Annotated in this window: 17 protein-coding genes; 13 read left to right on the forward strand and 4 right to left on the reverse strand. The window is 60.0% G+C overall.

The window, feature by feature from the left end; genetic code table 11:
• Positions 1-3: 3 nt before the first annotated feature.
• The gene (gene rpmE, locus ACZZ0D_RS22160; protein WP_053116643.1) at positions 4-231 is read right to left on the reverse strand and encodes a 50S ribosomal protein L31; all 228 of its coding nucleotides are present in this window, start codon (positions 229-231) and stop codon (positions 4-6) included.
• A 283-nt stretch (positions 232-514) separates the two neighbouring features.
• Between rpmE and ACZZ0D_RS22165 the strand changes: the two genes are divergently transcribed.
• The 10 genes from ACZZ0D_RS22165 to ACZZ0D_RS22210 all read left to right on the forward strand — a co-directional run bounded on the left by ACZZ0D_RS22165 (position 515) and on the right by ACZZ0D_RS22210 (position 13,352).
• Entirely contained in the window at positions 515-2,734 is a 2,220-nt protein-coding gene (locus ACZZ0D_RS22165; RefSeq protein ID WP_401243519.1) for a primosomal protein N', read from the forward strand.
• Positions 2,735-2,947: 213 nt separating this feature from the next.
• Positions 2,948-4,684, forward strand: coding sequence for an arginine--tRNA ligase (gene argS, locus ACZZ0D_RS22170; protein WP_463554303.1), 1,737 nt, complete (start codon positions 2,948-2,950; stop codon positions 4,682-4,684).
• 1 nt (position 4,685) lies between these two features.
• Positions 4,686-5,390, forward strand: a complete 705-nt coding sequence (locus ACZZ0D_RS22175; protein WP_159811618.1) for an SPOR domain-containing protein — start codon at positions 4,686-4,688, stop codon at positions 5,388-5,390.
• Positions 5,391-5,622: 232 nt separating this feature from the next.
• The gene (gene hslV / locus ACZZ0D_RS22180; protein WP_016984593.1) at positions 5,623-6,153 is read left to right on the forward strand and encodes an ATP-dependent protease subunit HslV; all 531 of its coding nucleotides are present in this window, start codon (positions 5,623-5,625) and stop codon (positions 6,151-6,153) included.
• A 54-nt stretch (positions 6,154-6,207) separates the two neighbouring features.
• On the forward strand, positions 6,208-7,545 hold the full coding sequence (hslU, locus tag ACZZ0D_RS22185) for an ATP-dependent protease ATPase subunit HslU (protein WP_463554304.1): 1,338 nt from the start codon (positions 6,208-6,210) through the stop codon (positions 7,543-7,545).
• Between the two features lie 76 nt (positions 7,546-7,621).
• Complete coding sequence (locus ACZZ0D_RS22190) at positions 7,622-7,993, forward strand: gamma-butyrobetaine hydroxylase family protein (protein ID WP_282354893.1); 372 nt, start codon at positions 7,622-7,624, stop codon at positions 7,991-7,993.
• A gap of 258 nt (positions 7,994-8,251) precedes the next feature.
• Positions 8,252-9,931: a class II poly(R)-hydroxyalkanoic acid synthase gene (phaC, locus tag ACZZ0D_RS22195; protein ID WP_159811616.1), complete on the forward strand. Its 1,680-nt coding sequence runs from the start codon at positions 8,252-8,254 to the stop codon at positions 9,929-9,931.
• A 94-nt stretch (positions 9,932-10,025) separates the two neighbouring features.
• Entirely contained in the window at positions 10,026-10,880 is an 855-nt protein-coding gene (phaZ, locus tag ACZZ0D_RS22200) for a poly(3-hydroxyalkanoate) depolymerase (RefSeq protein WP_007909378.1), read from the forward strand.
• Positions 10,881-11,018: 138 nt separating this feature from the next.
• The gene (phaC, locus tag ACZZ0D_RS22205) at positions 11,019-12,701 is read left to right on the forward strand and encodes a class II poly(R)-hydroxyalkanoic acid synthase (protein WP_053116635.1); all 1,683 of its coding nucleotides are present in this window, start codon (positions 11,019-11,021) and stop codon (positions 12,699-12,701) included.
• Positions 12,702-12,731: 30 nt separating this feature from the next.
• Positions 12,732-13,352, forward strand: a complete 621-nt coding sequence (locus ACZZ0D_RS22210; RefSeq protein WP_038360043.1) for a TetR/AcrR family transcriptional regulator — start codon at positions 12,732-12,734, stop codon at positions 13,350-13,352.
• Between the two features lie 207 nt (positions 13,353-13,559).
• On the opposite strand, the gene ACZZ0D_RS22215 is transcribed toward ACZZ0D_RS22210, so the two are convergent.
• The 3 genes from ACZZ0D_RS22215 to ACZZ0D_RS22225 form a co-directional block, all read right to left on the reverse strand.
• A complete protein-coding gene (locus ACZZ0D_RS22215; RefSeq protein WP_463554305.1) occupies positions 13,560-14,513 on the reverse strand; it encodes a phasin family protein in 954 nt (317 codons plus the stop codon).
• Positions 14,514-14,523: 10 nt separating this feature from the next.
• Positions 14,524-14,946 (reverse strand): phasin family protein, encoded by a 423-nt coding sequence (locus ACZZ0D_RS22220; protein ID WP_008080629.1) that lies wholly within the window; start codon positions 14,944-14,946, stop codon positions 14,524-14,526.
• A 243-nt stretch (positions 14,947-15,189) separates the two neighbouring features.
• Positions 15,190-15,465, reverse strand: a complete 276-nt coding sequence (locus tag ACZZ0D_RS22225) for a polyhydroxyalkanoic acid system family protein (RefSeq protein ID WP_038360037.1) — start codon at positions 15,463-15,465, stop codon at positions 15,190-15,192.
• Between the two features lie 166 nt (positions 15,466-15,631).
• Here ACZZ0D_RS22225 and ubiE point away from each other — a divergent pair, with 166 nt between their 5' ends.
• Genes ubiE through ubiB form a run of 3 tightly spaced genes read left to right on the forward strand, consistent with a single transcriptional unit; the run spans position 15,632 to position 18,626 of the window.
• A complete protein-coding gene (gene ubiE, locus ACZZ0D_RS22230; protein ID WP_008080626.1) occupies positions 15,632-16,402 on the forward strand; it encodes a bifunctional demethylmenaquinone methyltransferase/2-methoxy-6-polyprenyl-1,4-benzoquinol methylase UbiE in 771 nt (256 codons plus the stop codon).
• On the forward strand, positions 16,402-17,025 hold the full coding sequence (locus ACZZ0D_RS22235) for a ubiquinone biosynthesis accessory factor UbiJ (RefSeq protein ID WP_064117077.1): 624 nt from the start codon (positions 16,402-16,404) through the stop codon (positions 17,023-17,025). Before ubiE ends, ACZZ0D_RS22235 begins: the two co-directional genes overlap by 1 nt.
• Positions 17,022-18,626, forward strand: a complete 1,605-nt coding sequence (ubiB, locus tag ACZZ0D_RS22240) for a ubiquinone biosynthesis regulatory protein kinase UbiB (RefSeq protein WP_159811612.1) — start codon at positions 17,022-17,024, stop codon at positions 18,624-18,626. The genes ACZZ0D_RS22235 and ubiB overlap by 4 nt, the downstream gene beginning before the upstream one ends.
• The last annotated feature ends 6 nt before the right edge of the window (positions 18,627-18,632 follow it).

Consider the following 18,632-nt stretch of genomic DNA (forward strand, 5'->3'; position numbering starts at 1 on the left):
ACTTTACTCTGCAGCAGCAGGCTTCTTGCCGAAAGCACCGAAACGGTCTGCGAAGCGCTGAACGCGGCCGCCAGTGTCCAGAGTCTTTTGCTTACCGGTGTAGAACGGGTGGCATTCGTTGCAAACGTCGATCGCCAGAGGCTTGGCCAGGTTCGAACGAGTTTCGAACTTGTTGCCACAGCTGCAGGTAACTGCGGTGACTTCGTATGTTGGATGAATATCAGCTTTCATGATGTCTTCCTCAGGCTGCGTGCCGCCATCCAACACTATTGTTGAATACCGCACGTAATTAGGCCGCGGATTCTACCAGACCTTTTAAATCACGCAAGCTGTCACCGAGACCGACCGTCTGCTAGGCTCCCGACCCAATACGCGATTCCCTTGTAGGAGTGAGCCTGCTCGCGATCGCGGTGTGTCATTCAACATTTATGTCGTCTGATACCCCGCGATCGCGAGCAGGCTCACTCCTACAGGGTTATGTGCCTAGCCCTTGTGTTGATAGAGATCCCCCCGCGTGCCCGACGCCATTCTGCGCCTCGCCTTGCCTTCGCCCCTGCGCCGCCTGTTCGATTATCGAGCGCCGGCCGGCGTGCTGCGCGAGCAATTGCAGCCGGGCATGCGTTTGCGCGTGCCGTTTGGCCGACGCGAGATGATCGGCATTCTGGTCGAAGTCACCGACACCAGCGAAGTGCCGGTGGAGAAACTCAAACCGGCGCTGGCCCTGCTCGACACGACGCCGCCGCTACCGCCAGCGCTGTTCAAGCTGTGCCTGTGGACGTCGCAGTATTATCAGCACAGCCTCGGCGACACCTTGAGCTGGGCGCTGCCGGTGCTGTTGCGTCAGGGCGAACTGGCCGAGGCGCGTCAGGAACGTTTCTGGTCAGCCGCCCCCGGTGCCAGCCTTGATGATCCGCGTATCGCCCGCGCGCCGCGTCAGCGTGAAGCGCTCGCCACATTGGCCCAGCACCCGCACGGCGTCGCCCATCAGTTGCTGAGCAAACTGATGCTGAGCAAAGACAGCCTCGACCTGCTGCTGGCCAAAGGTCTGGTGCAAGTCGAGATCCGCCGTCATGCACCGGGCTTGCGCCATGAACACTGGCTGGCGCAACCGGAGCTGCCGCTGAACAGCGAGCAACGCGCCGCGTACGAAGCGATTCGCGCCGGTTTCGACAGTTATCACGCCTTTCTGCTGGCCGGCGTCACCGGCAGCGGCAAGACCGAAGTCTATTTACAGTTGATTCGCGAAACCCTCGAAGCCGGCAAGCAGGCACTGGTGCTGATCCCGGAGATCAACCTCGGCCCGCAGACCCTGGCGCGCTTCGAGCAACGCTTCAACGCGCGCATCGCCCTGTTGCACTCGGCGGTCAATGATCGCGAGCGTCTCGAAGCCTGGCTCGCCGCCCGTGATGGCGAGGCCGACATTATTATCGGCACCCGTTCGGCGCTGTTCACGCCGATGAAAAATCCCGGCCTGATCATCATCGACGAGGAGCACGACGGCTCTTATAAACAGCAGGAAGGTTTGCGCTACCACGCCCGCGATCTGGCGCTGGTGCGTGCGCGGCAGGAAAACATCCCGATCGTGCTCGGCTCCGCCACGCCTTCGCTGGAAAGTCTGCACAACGCCTACACCGGACGTTACGGCCTCCTACGCCTGAATGAGCGCGCCGGTGGCGCCAAGCAGCCACGTTTCCTACGCCTGGATGTAAAAAGCCGTCCACTCGACAGCGGGATTTCCGGGCCGATGCAACAAGCGATCGGCCAGACACTCGCCAACGGCCAACAGGTGCTGGTGTTCCTCAACCGTCGCGGCTTTGCCCCAACATTGCTGTGCCACGATTGCGGCTGGATGTCCGAGTGTTCGCGTTGTGATGCACGGATGACCGTGCATCAGCGTTATGGCGAGTTGCGCTGCCACCATTGCGGCTACGTCGAGCGCACGCCGCGCCAGTGTCCGAAGTGCAACAAGGTCGATTTGCGTCCGGTGGGCGCCGGCACCGAGCGCGCCGAGGAACGGCTGGCGATTCTGTTTCCCGACTATCCGGTGCTGCGCGTCGACCGCGACAGCACCTCGCGCAAGGACGCGATGAATCAGCTGTTCGCGACGATTCAGAAGGGCCAGCCGTGCATTCTGGTCGGCACACAGATGCTCGCCAAGGGTCACCACTTTCCACGGGTGACGCTGGTGTCGATCCTCGATGCCGACGGCGGGCTGTTCTCCGGCGACTTCCGCGCCAGCGAGCGCATGGCGCAGTTGATTGTTCAAGTGGCCGGGCGCGCCGGGCGAGCGGAAGAGCCGGGCAAGGTGATTATTCAGACGCATCTGGCCGATCATCCTTTATTGGTGCAACTCACCGAGCAGGGTTATTTCGCCTTTGCCGAGCAGGCTTTGAGCGAGCGCCGGGCGGCCGGGCTGCCGCCGTTTGCACATCTGGCGCTGTTGCGCGCTGAGGCGCACAAACCGGGGCAGGCGGAAGGGTTTCTCGATGAGGCGTGCAGCGAGGCGGAGCGCTTGCTGGCGGAGCAGAATCTGAGCGGGATTGAATTGCTCGGGCCAGTGCCGGCGCCGATGGAGCGACGGGCCGGGCGTTATCGTGCGCAGCTGTTGCTGCAGGCGAACGCGCGGGCGCCGCTGCATCGGTTGCTGACCAGTTGGCTGTTGGCGCTGGAGCAGATGCCGAGTGGACGGGCGGTGCGCTGGTCCTTGGATGTCGATCCTGTCGATTTGTATTGAAGATCTAAAGATCGCAGCCTTCGGCAGCTCCTACAGGAAAACCCAGATCCCCGTGTAGGAGCTGCCGCAGGCTGCGATCTTTTGCTTTTAATGTCACCACATATCCACATCCTGCCTGCTAAGGTTGGCAAGCCCGTCTTCGCAACGGATAATGCCCAGTTTTTCCACCCGCGCATCGATGCGCCGCCGCGCTTGCGGTCGAAAGAGAAGACCATGAAAGACACCATTCGCCAGCTGATCCAACAAGCCCTCACCCAACTCGTCAACGAAGGTGTGTTGCCTGAAGGCCTGTCGCCGGCGATTCAGGTGGAGAACGCCCGTGACAAGACCCACGGCGATTTCGCTAGCAACATCGCGATGATGCTGGCCAAGCCTGCGGGCATGAAGCCGCGCGATCTGGCGGAAAAAATCATCGCCGCGCTGCCGGCTGACGAAAACGTCACCAAAGCCGAAATCGCTGGCCCGGGCTTCATCAACTTCTTCCAGAACACCCAGGCTTTGGCCTCGCGTCTCGACGCCGCGCTCGCCGATGCCCAAGTTGGCGTGCGCAAGGCCGGCCCGGCACAACGCACCGTGGTCGACCTGTCGGCACCGAACCTGGCCAAAGAGATGCACGTCGGCCACTTGCGCTCGACCATCATCGGCGACGGCGTGGCCCGCGTCCTCGAATTCCTCGGCGACGAAGTGATCCGTCAGAACCACGTCGGCGACTGGGGCACCCAGTTCGGCATGCTGATGGCGTATCTGCAGGAAAACCCGATCACCAGCGACGAGCTGTCGGATCTGGAAAACTTCTACCGCGCCGCCAAACAACGTTTCGATGAATCCGAAGAATTCGCCGACCGCGCCCGTGGCCTGGTGGTCAAGCTGCAGGCCGGCGATGCTGATTGCCTGGCGCTGTGGACGAAGTTCAAGGACATCTCGCTGTCGCATTGCCAGAAAATCTACGAACTGCTCAACGTCAAACTGACCATGGCCGACGTGATGGGCGAAAGCGCCTACAACGACGACCTGATCAACGTGGTCAACGACTTGAAAGCCGCTGGCATGCTGGTCGAGAGCAACGGCGCCCAGTGCGTGTTCCTCGACGAGTTCAAGAACGCCGACGGCGACCCGCTGCCGGTGATCATCGTCAAGGCTGACGGCGGTTACCTCTATGCCACCACTGACTTGGCGGCCGTGCGCTATCGCAGTGGCAAACTGAAAGCCGATCGCGCGCTGTACTTCGTCGATCAGCGTCAGGCCCTGCACTTCCAGCAAGTGTTCGCCGTGGCGCGCAAGGCCGGTTTTGTAACCCATCCGATGGAGATGGAACACATGGGCTTTGGCACCATGAACGGCGCCGATGGCCGTCCGTTCAAGACCCGTGACGGCGGCACCGTGAAGCTGATCGACCTGCTGACCGAAGCGCAGGAACGTGCCTACAACCTGGTTAAAGAGAAGAACCCGACACTGGCCGAGGACGAACTGCGCAACATCGCCAAAGTCGTCGGCATCGGCGCGGTGAAATACGCCGACCTGTCGAAGCACCGCACCAGCGACTACAGCTTCAACTTCGACCTGATGCTGAACTTCGAAGGCAACACCGCGCCGTACCTGCTTTACGCTTACACCCGCGTCGCCGGTGTGTTCCGCAAGCTGGGCAAGGACTTCAGCGAAGTCGACGGACAGATCGTTCTCGAAGCCGAGCACGAACTCGAGCTGGCGGCGAAACTGGCGCAGTTCGGCGAAGTGCTGAACAACGTGTCCGACAAAGGCACGCCGCACATTCTCTGCACTTATCTGTATGACGTTGCCGGTCTGTTCTCCAGCTTCTACGAGAACTGCCCGATCCTCGCCGCCGAAACGCCGGCCCAGATGCAGAGCCGTCTGCGTCTGGCCGCACTGACCGGTCGCACCCTCAAGCAAGGCCTGGAGCTGTTGGGTCTGGAAACTCTGGAGCGTATGTAAGTTGGCTGCCAAGAAAAAACCTGCACCCAAGCGTGGCGCCAGCCGTTACCAAGCTCCTGCGAAGCAACCGATTCCGGGTTGGCTGTGGATGGCCATCGGCCTGACGGTCGGCGCGTTCATCGTGTTTCTGATGAAGCTGGAGCCGGGCAAGGGCAGCGACACGGTCAAGCGTGAGAAGGTCGAACAGGCGCAACAGCAGAAAGCGTCGAAGATCGCCGAGGCCAACAAGACCCCGCCGAGCCCGACCCAGCCTGTGAAGCCGAAGTACGACTTCTACACCCTGCTGCCGGAATCGGAAGTGATCGTGCCGCCCGACGCCGTGCCGGAGAAAACCCTGCCGACGCCACAAGTGCCGACCACTCCGGTGACCCCGGCGGAAGCGGCGAAAATCGACACTGCGCGTGCTCAGGCGGCGCTGGCCGGGATCACCCCGCCACCGGCACCACCGGTGAAAGCGGCGCCCGTGACCAAGTTCTTCCTCCAGGCCGGTTCGTTCCGCAAAGAGGCGGACGCGGACAAAGTGCGTGCGCAGATCATCCTGCTCGGCCAGGCGGTCGCGGTTGAATCGGGCACGGTGAAAGATGAAACCTGGTACCGCGTGCTGGTCGGCCCGTTCAGCAACCGCGAACAACTGACCACAGCGCAGAAACAACTGGCGGGCAGCGGTTTTAGCAATCTGTTGTTACAACAACGCCAGAGCCGCTGACCCTCCGTAGAAAACCGCTCCCACAGGCGAGGCAAACCTCCTGTAGGAGCTGCCGAAGGCTGCGATCTTTTGATTTTGCTTTCAGATCAGGATCAAAAGATCGCAGCCTTCGGCAGCTCCTACAATTGGTCACCGCTCGTCTCCTCTCCCGCGCTATGCTTGAAATCCTCTCCAGCACCCCCATATGAATGGGCATAAGGCACTTTCGCCCCGCTGTGTGGAGACTCTTCCCTTGACCACCATCGTTTCAGTCCGCCGTCACGGCAAAGTCGTCATGGGCGGCGACGGCCAGGTTTCTCTCGGCAATACCGTGATGAAAGGCAACGCGAAAAAAGTTCGTCGTCTGTACCACGGCCAGGTCATCGCCGGTTTTGCCGGTGCCACCGCCGACGCCTTTACCCTCTTCGAACGTTTCGAAGGCCAGCTTGAAAAACATCAGGGCCACCTGGTGCGCGCCGCGGTCGAACTCGCCAAAGAATGGCGCACCGACCGCTCCCTGAGCCGCCTCGAAGCGATGCTCGCGGTTGCCAACAAAGACGCTTCCCTGATCATCACCGGCAACGGTGACGTGGTCGAACCCGAAGACGGCCTGATCGCCATGGGTTCCGGCGGCGGCTACGCGCAGGCTGCGGCCAGCGCCCTGCTGAAAAAGACCGACCTGTCGGCTCGCGAAATCGTCGAAACCGCCCTCGGTATCGCCGGCGACATCTGTGTATTCACCAACCACACTCAGACCATTGAGGAGCAGGATCTCGCTGAATAAGCCTGACGCGGCCCTGTGCCACGGCTTGTTTTTGCTTGACGACCGTCAACTACTATGTCCATGACTCCCCGCGAAATCGTCCACGAACTCAACCGCCACATCATCGGCCAGGACGATGCCAAGCGCGCCGTCGCGATTGCCCTGCGCAACCGCTGGCGCCGCATGCAGCTGCCTGAAGAGCTGCGCGTTGAAGTGACCCCGAAGAACATCCTGATGATCGGCCCGACCGGTGTCGGTAAAACCGAGATCGCCCGTCGTCTGGCGAAACTCGCCAACGCGCCGTTCATCAAAGTCGAAGCGACCAAGTTCACCGAAGTCGGCTACGTCGGCCGTGACGTCGAATCGATCATCCGGGATCTGGCCGACGCGGCGCTCAAGTTGCTCCGCGAGCAGGAAATGACCCGCGTTCGCCACCGCGCCGAAGACGCTGCCGAGGATCGTATCCTCGACGCGCTGCTGCCGCCGGCACGCATGGGCTTCAGCAATGAAGAAGCGCCAAGTTCCGATTCCAACACCCGTCAACTGTTCCGCAAGCGCCTGCGCGAAGGTCAGCTGGATGACAAAGAGATCGAAATTGAAGTCGCCGAAGTGGCCGGCGTCGATATCTCCGCGCCACCGGGCATGGAAGAAATGACCAACCAGTTGCAGTCGTTGTTCGCCAACATGGGCAAGGGCAAGAAGAAGTCGCGCAAGCTCAAGGTCAAAGAAGCGCTGAAGCTGGTGTGTGACGAAGAAGCCGGGCGTCTGGTCAACGAAGAAGAGCTGAAAGCCAAAGCGCTGGAAGCGGTTGAGCAGCACGGCATCGTGTTCATCGACGAAATCGACAAAGTCGCCAAGCGTGGCAATGTCGGCGGCGCCGACGTCTCCCGTGAAGGCGTGCAGCGCGACTTGCTGCCGCTGATCGAAGGCTGCACCGTCAACACCAAACTGGGCATGGTCAAAACCGACCACATCCTGTTCATCGCGTCCGGTGCGTTCCACCTGAGCAAGCCGAGCGATCTGGTGCCTGAGCTGCAAGGTCGTCTGCCGATCCGCGTTGAACTGAAAGCGCTGAGCCCGTCGGACTTCGAACGCATCCTCAGCGAACCGCACGCTTCGCTCACCGAGCAATACTGTGCGCTGCTGAAAACCGAAGGCCTGAATATTCAGTTCCAGCCAGAAGGCATCAAGCGCATCGCCGAGATCGCCTGGCAGGTCAACGAGAAAACCGAGAACATCGGTGCCCGTCGCCTGCACACCCTGCTTGAGCGTCTGCTCGAAGAGGTGTCGTTCAGCGCCGGCGACATGGCCAGCACCCACGATGAGAAGCCGATTCTGATCGACGCCGAATACGTCAACAGCCACCTCGGCGAATTGGCGGAGAATGAAGACCTGTCCCGTTATATTCTGTAAAGCGGCAAGCTCCGAGCTACATGCGGCAAGCTGAGTTAAGCTTGCCGCTTGTTGCTTGCAGCTCAAGGCTGTTTTTATGATTCCTACCGACATCAAACTGCACAAAGCCTCGAAAACCCTGACGCTCAAATACGCGTCCGGCGAGGAATACACCCTGCCCGCCGAATTTTTGCGCGTGCATTCTCCCTCCGCCGAGGTTCAAGGCCACGGCAATCCAATCCTGCAATTCGGCAAGATTCACGTCGGTCTGAGCAAAGTAGAACCGGCCGGTCAGTACGCACTGAAACTGACCTTCGACGACGGTCACGACAGCGGTCTGTTCACCTGGGAATACCTCTACGAGCTGGGGCGACGATTTGACGCACTCTGGGCCGATTATCTCGCCGAGCTCAAAGCTGCCGGAAAAACCCGCGATCCCGACGAGTCGATCGTCAAGCTGATGCTCTAGTCCGAGCCTCGCGCTCTTTAGAGGGCATTTTCTAACTTCATCTGTTTGAATGCTCCGCTGTGAGGCCGAGGATCGGCCCGCTTGCGAAAAAAATTAAACTCGGGTAACCAATGGAGCTGGCAAGTTCCCTGCAGTGCACTACGACTGTAAAACAGCTATGCAGAATTAACGGTCACCCGAGCAGTAGTACCTGGCATTGGCTGTGGAACTGCACAGCAGAAAACCGGGTACTCGTCTCAGGACAATGGAGCGTCGTAGATGAGTAACAAGAATAACGATGACTTGAAGTACCAAGCCTCGGAAAACACCTTGGGGCTTAATCCTGTCGTTGGGCTACGTGGAAAGGATCTGCTCGCCTCTGCTCGTATGGTGCTGAAACAGGCCATCAAACAACCGATCCATAGCGTCAAGCACGTCACCCATTTCGGCCTTGAGCTGAAGAACGTGTTGTTCGGCAAATCCGAACTGCAACCGGCCGGCGATGACCGTCGCTTCGCCGATCCTGCGTGGAGCCAGAACCCGCTCTACAAACGTTATCTGCAAACCTATCTGGCGTGGCGCAAGGAACTCCACTCCTGGATTGATGACAGCAACCTCTCACCGAAAGACATCGCGCGCGGCCACTTCGTGATCAACTTGATGACCGAAGCCATGGCCCCGACCAACTCGGCGGCCAACCCCGCAGCGGTCAAACGTTTCTTCGAAACCGGTGGCAAGAGCCTGCTCGACGGCCTCTCGCATCTGGCCAAGGATCTGGTACACAACGGCGGCATGCCGAGCCAGGTCAACATGGGCGCATTCGAGGTCGGCAAGAGCCTCGGCGTCACCGAAGGCGCGGTGGTGTTTCGCAACGACGTGCTGGAGCTGATCCAGTACAAGCCGATCACCGAGCAAGTCCACGAGCGTCCATTGCTGGTGGTGCCGCCACAGATCAACAAGTTTTACGTATTCGACCTCAGCCCGGACAAGAGTCTGGCGCGGTTCTGCCTGCGCAATAACGTGCAGACGTTTATCGTCAGCTGGCGCAACCCGACCAAGGCGCAGCGCGAGTGGGGCCTGTCGACGTACATCGATGCGCTGAAAGAAGCGGTCGACGTGGTCACCGCAATCACCGGCAGCAAAGACATCAACATGCTCGGCGCCTGCTCCGGCGGCATCACCTGCACGGCCCTGCTCGGTCACTACGCGGCGATCGGCGAGAAGAAGGTCAACTCCCTCACGCTACTGGTGAGCGTGCTCGACACGACGCTGGACAGCGACGTCGCCCTGTTTGTCGACGAGCAGACCCTGGAGACCGCCAAGCGTCATTCGTATCAGGCCGGCGTGCTCGAAGGTAAAGACATGGCCAAGGTCTTTGCGTGGATGCGCCCGAACGACCTGATCTGGAACTACTGGGTCAACAACTACCTGCTCGGCAACGAGCCGCCGGTGTTCGACATCCTGTTCTGGAACAACGACACCACAAGGTTGCCGGCAGCTTTCCACGGCGACCTGATCGAGATGTTCAAAAACAACCCACTGATCCGCCCGAATGCACTGGAAGTGTGCGGCACGCCGATCGACCTCAAGCAGGTCACCGCCGATATCTTCTCGCTGGCCGGCACCAACGACCACATCACACCGTGGAAGTCCTGCTACAAGTCGGCGCAATTGTTCGGTGGCAAGGTGGAGTTCGTGTTGTCGAGCAGCGGGCATATCCAGAGCATTCTGAACCCGCCGGGTAACCCGAAATCGCGCTACATGACCGGCGAAGAAATGGCCGCGAATGCCGATGACTGGCAAGAGAACTCGACCAAGCACACCGATTCCTGGTGGCTGCACTGGCAGGCCTGGCAGGCCGAGCGCTCGGGCAACCTGAAAAAGGCCCCGCTGAAACTGGGCAACAAGGCACATCCGGCGGGCGAAGCCTCGCCGGGCACATACGTACATGAAAGATAGCGGCAAGCCACAAGCGACAAGCCGCAAGCTGAGCAGGTTCTGCTTGAAGCTTGCGGCTTGTCGCTGCTCCACTCTAACCCGAAGGGCCTGACGCATGCCGCAACCGTTCATATTCCGTACCGTCGATCTGGATGGCCAGACCCTCCGCACGGCGGTACGCCCCGGCAAGCCTCACTTGACGCCCTTGCTGATTTTCAACGGCATCGGCGCCAACCTGGAGCTGGTGTTTCCGTTTGTCGCGGCGCTGGATCCGGATCTGGAAGTGATCGCTTTCGACGTCCCCGGTGTCGGCGGCTCCTCGACGCCTAATCGGCCATATCGTTTTCCCGGTCTGGCCAAACTGACGGCGCGGATGCTCGATTACCTCGACTACGGGCAGGTCAACGTCATCGGCGTGTCGTGGGGCGGTGCGCTCGCGCAACAGTTCGCCTATGACTACCCCGAGCGCTGCAAGAAACTGGTGCTGGCGGCGACCGCTGCCGGTGCGGTGATGGTGCCGGGCAAACCGAAAGTGTTGTGGATGATGGCCAGCCCACGGCGCTACATTCAGCCCTCGCACGTGATTCGCATCGCACCGCTGATCTATGGCGGCTCGTTCCGTCGCGACCCGACCCTGGCCGCCAGCCACGCAGCGAAAGTGCGTTCGGCGGGCAAGCTCGGTTACTACTGGCAACTGTTCGCCGGCCTCGGCTGGACGAGCATTCACTGGCTGCACAAGATCCATCAGCCGACGCTGGTGCTGGCCGGCGACGACGATCCGCTGATCCCGTTGATCAACATGCGCATGCTCGCCTGGCGCATCCCCAACGCGCAGTTGCACATCATCGATGACGGCCACCTGTTCCTGATCACCCGCGCCGAAGCCGTGGCGCCGATCATCATGAAATTCCTCCAGGAGGAACGGCAGCGCGCGGTGATGCACCCGCACCCGACACCGCTCGGCGGCTAAGGTCAACGGCAGGCTTTATGCAGGGCTTTACCCGCAATTCGTGGCAGGACGCCACGCAAGCAGCAACCCGTAACAGCGTCTATGGTGTTCTGGTTCGGTGAGTGTGTTTTTGGCCTGAAGACGAAGGAGTGTTGAGTCATGCGCGACAAACCAGCGACGGGCGTGGTGCCCAGCCCCGCCGTGTTCATCAACGCACAGAGTGCGATCACCGGATTGCGCGGTCGCGACTTGCTCTCGACCCTGCGCAGCGTGGCCGCCCACGGTTTGCGTAACCCGGTGCACAGCGCGAAACACGCCTTGAAGCTCGGCGGCCAGTTGGGCCGCGTCCTGCTCGGTGAAACCCTGCACCCGACCAATCCGAACGACAGCCGTTTCGCTGACCCGGCGTGGAGCCTCAATCCGTTTTACCGGCGTAGTCTGCAGGCGTATCTGGCCTGGCAGAAACAGGTCAAAAGCTGGATCGACGAAAGCGACATGAACCCGGAAGACCGCGCCCGCGCGCACTTCGCCTTCACCCTGCTCAACGACGCCGTGGCGCCATCGAACACCTTGCTCAATCCGCTGGCTGTGAAGGAGCTGTTCAACTCCGGCGGCCACAGTCTGGTGCGCGGTCTCAGTCATTTGTTCGATGACTTATTGCACAACGACGGCTTGCCACGGCAAGTGACCAAGCAGGCTTTTGAAGTCGGCAAAACCGTCGCGACCACTACCGGCTCGGTGGTGTTTCGCAACGAGATGCTCGAGCTGATCCAGTACAAACCGATGAGCGAAAAGCAGTACGCCAAGCCGCTATTGGTGGTGCCGCCGCAGATCAACAAGTACTACATTTTCGACCTGAGCCCGCAGAACAGTTTCGTCCAGTACGCGCTGAAAAACGGTTTGCAGACCTTCATGATCAGCTGGCGCAACCCTGACGTGCGCCATCGCGAATGGGGCCTGTCGACCTACGTCGAAGCCGTGGAAGAGGCGATGAATATTTGCCGGGCGATCACCGGCGCCCGCGAAGTCAATCTGATGGGCGCTTGCGCTGGCGGGCTGACCATCGCCGCCCTGCAAGGACATTTGCAGGCCAAGCGGCAGCTGCGCCGGGTCTCCAGTGCGACCTATCTGGTCAGCCTGCTCGACAGCGAAATCGAAACCTCGGCCACGCTGTTTGCCGATGAACAAACCCTCGAAGCGGCCAAGCGTCGTTCCTATCAGAAAGGCGTGCTCGACGGTCGCGACATGGCCAAAGTCTTCGCGTGGATGCGCCCCAACGATTTGATCTGGAGCTACTTCGTCAACAACTACCTGTTGGGCAAGGAGCCGCCGGCCTTCGACATTCTCTACTGGAACAACGACAACACCCGCCTGCCTGCCGCGTTTCACGGTGACTTGCTGGACTTCTTCAAGCACAACCCACTGACCCATCCAGGCGGACTTGAGGTGTGCGGCACGCCGATCGACTTACAGAAAGTCACCGTCGACAGCTTCAGCGTCGCCGGCATGAACGACCACATCACGCCGTGGGATGCGGTGTATCGCTCGACCTTGCTGCTCGGTGGTGACCGACGCTTTGTGCTGTCCAACAGCGGCCATGTGCAGAGCATTCTCAACCCGCCGAGCAACCCGAAAGCCGCGTACGTCGAGAACGCCAAGATGAGCAGCGACCCGCGCGCCTGGTACTACGACGCCAAACACGTCGACGGCAGCTGGTGGCCGCAATGGCTGGAATGGATACAGCAACGCTCCGGCGCGCAGCACGAAACCTCGTTCACCCTCGGCAACCCGAACTATCCACCGATGGAGGCAGCGCCCGGTACCTACGTGCGCGTGCGCTGACGCTTAACCGAACTTTTCTAAGAAGACTGGATGAAAACCCGCGACCGGATTCTCGAATGTGCTTTGCAACTGTTCAACGAAAAGGGCGAGCCGAACGTCTCCACCATGGAAGTTGCCAACGAAATGGGCATCAGCCCGGGCAACCTCTACTACCACTTCCACGGCAAGGAACCGCTGATTCTCGGGCTGTTCGAACGCTTCCAGAATGAACTGGCGCCGCTGCTTGATCCGCCCTCGGATGTGGAACTGGCGCCGGAGGATTACTGGCTGTTTTTGCATTTGATTGTGGAGCGGTTGGCGCAATATCGGTTCCTGTTTCAGGACTTGTCGAACCTGGCCGGACGGTTGCCGAAACTGGCCAAGGGGATTCGTCATCTGCTCAACGCGCTGAAGCGCACGCTGGCGTCGTTGCTGGCGCGGTTGAAGGCAGCGGGGCAGTTGGTCAGTGATACCCAGGCGTTGGGGCAGTTGGTGGAACAGATCACCATGACGCTGCTGTTTTCGCTCGATTATCAGCGGATTCTGGATCGTGAGGGCGAAGTTCGTTTGGTCGTGTACCAGATCATGATGTTGGTGGCACCGCACCTGCTGCCGCCGGTGAAGGTCGCCACCGAACGGATGGCCCTGCAATACCTTGAAGACCATGACTGACCGAGCTATCTCTGCGGATGCAAATCCCCCTGTGGGAGCGGGCTTGCTCGCGAAAGCGGTATATCAGTCGAATCAAATAGTGACTGACACGACGCCTTCGCGAGCAAGCCCGCTCCCACAGGGGATATGCAGTGGATTTGAGATTATCTACACAAACAAAAACGCCCGACCTTCACAGGCCGGGCGTTTTATTTTGTCCTGAAAAAATCAGGACTGACTGGTTGGCGTCGACGGGGTCGATGCAGCAGTCGGGGTTGCCACTGGAGTCGGTGCGGCGGCGGAGTTCGACGCGCTTACCGGAGCTGCCGGGGTGACAGGTTTGGCTGCAGCAGGTGCTGCTGGCTTCGGCGCTGCGGCTTTCGGCGCGGCCGGTTTTTTCACTGCGGGTTTCTTCGCTGCTGCGGGTTTGGCCGCAGGCTTGGCAGCCGGTTTAGCGGCAGCGGTTTTCGCTGCTGGCTTGGCGGCCGGTTTGGCTGCTGCTTTTGTCGCAGGTTTAGCGGCTGGTTTCGCAGCGGCCTTAGCGGCAACCGGTTTGGCAGCTGCTTTAGCGGCAGGCTTGGCGGCGGCAGTTTTTGCAGCCGGTTTAACGGCGGCTTTGGCTTTCGCTGCCGGCTTGGCCGCTGCTTTTGCTGCAGGTTTAGCCGCGGCTTTTACCAGTGGCTTGGCCGCGGTTTTAGCAGCAGGTTTGGCCGCTGCCGTTTTAGCAGCAGGTTTCGCCGCAGCCGTTTTCGCCGCCACAGGCTGAGCTTTCAGACCGGTGAGTTTTTCGATCTGCTTGGTCAGTGTGTCGACCTTGCTGTTGAGCGCTTTGACTTCATTGCGGCTCGGTACGCCCAGGCGCGAAATCGCGCTGTTCAGGCGCTTGTCGAAAGCCCCTTCCAGCTCGTCCCACTTGCCCAGTGCGCGATCTTTCACGCCGCTGATGCGCGACTTGGCCGACGAAGCGGAATCCTTGGCGGCATCGACTTTTTTGCCGACTGCAGACTTGGTGAGCTTCTCGGCTTTCTCGCCGTCTTTGACCAATGTATCGAAGAGCTTGCTGCCGTCAGTGTCGATCTTCGAGTACACGCCTAAACCAGCCAGCCAGATTTTGCGGGAGTAGTCTTCGACTTTCCCGATCCACGAGCTGCCTTCTTTATCGGTGTTCTTTTTACCAGCCATCCCGTTCTCCTTAAGATTTACGCGCGACGCGTTCGAGCAATGCCGTCAGCTCATCGAGCTTAGCAGAGAGTGTCTCAACGTCATGTTTAGACGGAATGCCGATACGATTCAAGGCGCTTGCTACACGGGAGTCGAACGCCTTCTCGACCTTGTCGAGCTGAACTTCGACGCGACCTTTGAAAGAACTCACTTCACCCTTGGCTTCATCGATCTCGGCGTTGGCCGCTTCGAGTTTTTCGGTGACGGCTTTTTTGCCTTTCTTTTCAACAGTTTGACCAGCTTTGATCAGCTCTTGAAAGTAGTCGCTGCCCTCTTGGCCGACCTTGGCGTAGGCACCCAGGCCTGCCAGCCAGATCTTGCGGGCATAGGATTTGACGTCGCTCAGAGCAGTTGTCGAAGCGTCGATTTTTTTCTTCAAAATTACTTTGGCCATGGTGCACCTCACGCGCAGAAGGTTTGAGGAACTGCCCGCGAAAGTGTCGGGCTCAGGCACAAAGTAGGTAGAAAAATTAGAAACGGCACCCTAACAACTGACATAAACAGAGGGAGCACCACAAAACAAATGTAGGAGTGAGCCTGCTCGCGATAGCGGTGTTTCAGTCAAAAATGATGTCGACTGACAGACCGCTATCGCGAGCAGGCTCACTCCTACAGGGGATCGTATTTCAGGCGAAAATCAGACCAGGGCTTTATCGAGGGCTTTTTCGATTTCGGCTTTGATCATGCCGCTCATGGCCGACATCATCAGGCCCAGCTCGACGTCGACCTTGATCGAATCGTCCGCCACATGCACCGCGCCTTTCACGCCCGAGCGTTTGAGGTTCAGGGTGTCACCCGACCATTGCGGCTCCAGGCCATATTGATCGGAGAGTTTTTGCGCCAGCTTGTCGGCCTTCTCGCGGGCGGCTTCCTTACCCAGGTTGTGGGCACGCTCAACAGTGATTTTGGCCATTGATTGACTCCTGCTTTTTGAATGGGGCGAAAAATGTGTGTCGGTAAATCTTGACCGCCGCTGCGGCAAATCGTCCCGAAGGTTGCCCATCTTACCTTTAGCCATTCCAAGACAAAGCATGGCTTGGGGATTAGAATGTCGCGCATTCTCTTTTGGTGACAGCGATATGACTGATCAGCGCAAAGGCAGCGATGCCGAACCCACCACTCACTTCGGCTTCAAAAACGTTCCGGAAAGCCAGAAAGCGGAAAAAGTCGCTGAGGTTTTCCACTCGGTAGCCGCCAAGTACGACCTGATGAACGACCTTCTGTCGGGCGGCATGCACCGTTTGTGGAAGCGTTTCGCGATCGAACTGTCGGGCGTGCGCAGCGGTAACCGCGTGCTGGACATCGCCGGCGGTACCGGCGACCTGACCAAAAAGTTCTCGCACCTGGTCGGCCCGACCGGTCAGGTGGTTTTGGCCGACATCAACGAATCCATGCTCAAGGTCGGTCGTGACCGCCTGCTGGATCTGGGTGTCGCCGGCAACGTCGAATTCGTTCAGGCGGACGCCGAAAAACTGCCGTTCCCGGACAACCATTTCGACTGCGTGACCATCGCCTTCGGCCTGCGCAACGTGACGCACAAAGAAGACGCGCTGCGTTCGATGCTGCGCGTGCTCAAGCCTGGCGGTCGCCTGTTGGTGCTGGAATTCTCCAAGCCGACCAACGCGCTGATGTCGAAAGCCTACGACGCCTACTCGTTCGCCTTCATGCCGCTGATGGGCAAGCTGATCACCAATGACTCGGAAAGCTATCGCTACCTGGCCGAATCGATCCGCATGCACCCGAATCAGGAAACGTTGAAGTCGATGATGGTCGACGCCGGTTTCGACCGCGTGACCTATCACAACATGACCGCAGGGATCGTCGCCCTGCACCGTGGCATCAAGCCCTGATGTTACTTACCGGGCTGCTCGCCAGCGTTGAACTCGGCCTCAACCGGGTGCTGCGTCTCGACAGCACGGCGCTGCCGCGGCTGGCGCATTTGACCGGCAAAGTGATTGCCGTCGACTGCCGCAGCCCGGCGCTGCAACTGTTCATTTTGCCGAGCGACGAAGGTCTGATGCTGGCCTCGCACTGGGAAACCGGTGTCGACTGCACCCTGCGTGCGCCGGCTTCGAGCCTGATCAAACTGGCCGTGAGCAAAGACAAGACCGCGGTGCTGCACGCCCCGGAAGTCGAGCTCGATGGCGACAGCGGCGTGCTGCTGGAGCTGGCCGGCGTGCTGCAAGACCTTGAGCTGGACTGGGAGTACGAACTCTCGCGCTGGCTCGGCCCGGTCGCCACGCAACTGATTGGCGGTCACTTGCGCAGCCGCGCGCGCTGGTATCAACAAGGATTTGCCAGCCTCAACCAGAACCTCGCCGAATACCTCGCTGAAGAATCGCGCACCCTCGTCGGGCAGCGCGAAGCCGAAGCGCGGTTCAGTGAACTGGACCGGATCAAACTTGATCTGGAACGTCTCGAGGCGCGTTTCGAGCGCCTTTCCCGATCCCTCGACCCAAGCGATAACGCATGAAGCTGCTTGCCGTCCGCCGTCTGTTGCGCATCCAGCGCGTCGTGATCCGCTACCGTCTCGATGACCTGCTGTTCGATCTGCCGCTGCCCTGGTTCCTCCTGGCGCTGCGCTATGTGCTGCCGTGGCGCTGGTTCCCGCGCAAGCCGCTGGATCTGAGCCGGGGCGCGCGTTTGCGTCTGGCGTTGCAGGATCTCGGGCCGATTTTCATCAAGTTCGGGCAGATTCTCTCGACCCGCCGCGACCTGCTGCCGGAAGACATCGCCGATGAGCTGATGCGCTTGCAGGATCGCGTACCGCCGTTCGATTCACAGCTGTCGATCAAGTTGATCGAAGAACAGCTCGGCAAGAAGATCAGCGACGTGTTCAGCCGTTTCGACGTTGAGCCACTGGCCTCGGCTTCGGTGGCGCAGGTGCATGCCGCGCAGTTGAAAACCGGCGAAGAAGTGGTGGTCAAGGTTATCCGCCCGGGCCTGAGACCGATCATTGCGCAGGATCTGGCGTGGCTGTTCATCCTCGCCCGCGCCGCTGAAAAGCTCTCGGCCGACGCGCGTCTGCTGCACCCGGTCGACGTGGTGCAGGACTACGAAAAAACCATTTATGACGAACTCGACCTGCTGCGCGAGGCGGCCAACGCCAGCCAGTTGAAACGCAACTTCGAAGGTTCGCCGCTGCTCTACGTGCCGCAAGTCTATTGGGACTGGTGCCGGCCGAAAGTGCTGGTGATGGAGCGCATCTACGGCATTCAGGTGACGGATCTGGCGACCCTCGCCGATCAGCGCACCGACATGAAAATGCTCGCCGAACGCGGCGTGGAGATCTTCTTCACCCAGGTGTTCCGCGACAGCTTTTTCCACGCCGACATGCACCCGGGCAACATTTTTGTCAGCACCGTCAATCCGTGGAGCCCGCAGTACATCGCGATCGACTGCGGCATCGTCGGCAGCCTGACCCCGGAAGACCAGGATTATCTGGCGCGCAACCTGTTCGCGTTCTTCAAGCGTGACTACCGGCGTGTGGCGCAATTGCACATCGATTCGGGCTGGGTGCCGGCGGAGACCAAACTCAACGAATTCGAAGCGGCGATCCGTACCGTGTGCGAACCGATCTTCGAAAAACCGTTAAAAGATATTTCATTTGGCCAGGTGCTGATGCGCCTGTTCCAGACCGCACGCCGTTTCAATATGGAAGTGCAGCCGCAACTGGTACTGCTGCAAAAGACCCTGCTGAACATCGAAGGCCTCGGCCGTCAGTTGTATCCGGATCTGGATCTGTGGAACACCGCGCAGCCATTCCTCGAGCGTTGGATGCGCGAGCGCGTCAGCCCGAAAGCCTTGCTCGGCAACGTGCAGAGCCAGTTCGAACAGTTGCCGCATCTGGCGAATATGGCCCGCGATCTGCTCGAACGCATGTCCCAACCGCACGCCTACGACCCGCCGCCACCGTGGCATAAACGCAAGGACGACTGGTTCCTGCGCCTGCTCGGTTGCGCGCATCTGGCCGGCGGGGTGATCCTCGCCATCGGTGGCCCGCTAAACGAATTGGGGCATTGGCCGGCGGGAATCATGGTGGCAGTCGGCTTGTATCTGGTCGTTCGCCGATAGCACGAA

It is taken from the genome of Pseudomonas sp. AC193 (assembly GCF_979258075.1).

Bases quoted from the DNA above. Each gene is read 5' to 3' on its own strand.
- ACZZ0D_RS22235 (WP_064117077.1), top strand. From the start codon at position 16,402: ATGTTACTTACCGGGCTGCTCGCCAGCGTTGAACTCGGCCTCAACCGG.
- phaZ (WP_007909378.1), top strand. From the start codon at position 10,026: ATGCCGCAACCGTTCATATTCCGTACCGTCGATCTGGATGGCCAGACC.
- hslU (WP_463554304.1), top strand. From the start codon at position 6,208: ATGTCCATGACTCCCCGCGAAATCGTCCACGAACTCAACCGCCACATC.
- ACZZ0D_RS22190 (WP_282354893.1), top strand. From the start codon at position 7,622: ATGATTCCTACCGACATCAAACTGCACAAAGCCTCGAAAACCCTGACG.
- phaC (WP_053116635.1), top strand. From the start codon at position 11,019: ATGCGCGACAAACCAGCGACGGGCGTGGTGCCCAGCCCCGCCGTGTTC.
- ubiE (WP_008080626.1), top strand. From the start codon at position 15,632: ATGACTGATCAGCGCAAAGGCAGCGATGCCGAACCCACCACTCACTTC.
- rpmE (WP_053116643.1), bottom strand. From the start codon at position 231: ATGAAAGCTGATATTCATCCAACATACGAAGTCACCGCAGTTACCTGC.
- ACZZ0D_RS22225 (WP_038360037.1), bottom strand. From the start codon at position 15,465: ATGGCCAAAATCACTGTTGAGCGTGCCCACAACCTGGGTAAGGAAGCC.
- argS (WP_463554303.1), top strand. From the start codon at position 2,948: ATGAAAGACACCATTCGCCAGCTGATCCAACAAGCCCTCACCCAACTC.
- ACZZ0D_RS22215 (WP_463554305.1), bottom strand. From the start codon at position 14,513: ATGGCTGGTAAAAAGAACACCGATAAAGAAGGCAGCTCGTGGATCGGG.
- ACZZ0D_RS22210 (WP_038360043.1), top strand. From the start codon at position 12,732: ATGAAAACCCGCGACCGGATTCTCGAATGTGCTTTGCAACTGTTCAAC.
- ubiB (WP_159811612.1), top strand. From the start codon at position 17,022: ATGAAGCTGCTTGCCGTCCGCCGTCTGTTGCGCATCCAGCGCGTCGTG.
- ACZZ0D_RS22220 (WP_008080629.1), bottom strand. From the start codon at position 14,946: ATGGCCAAAGTAATTTTGAAGAAAAAAATCGACGCTTCGACAACTGCT.
- phaC (WP_159811616.1), top strand. From the start codon at position 8,252: ATGAGTAACAAGAATAACGATGACTTGAAGTACCAAGCCTCGGAAAAC.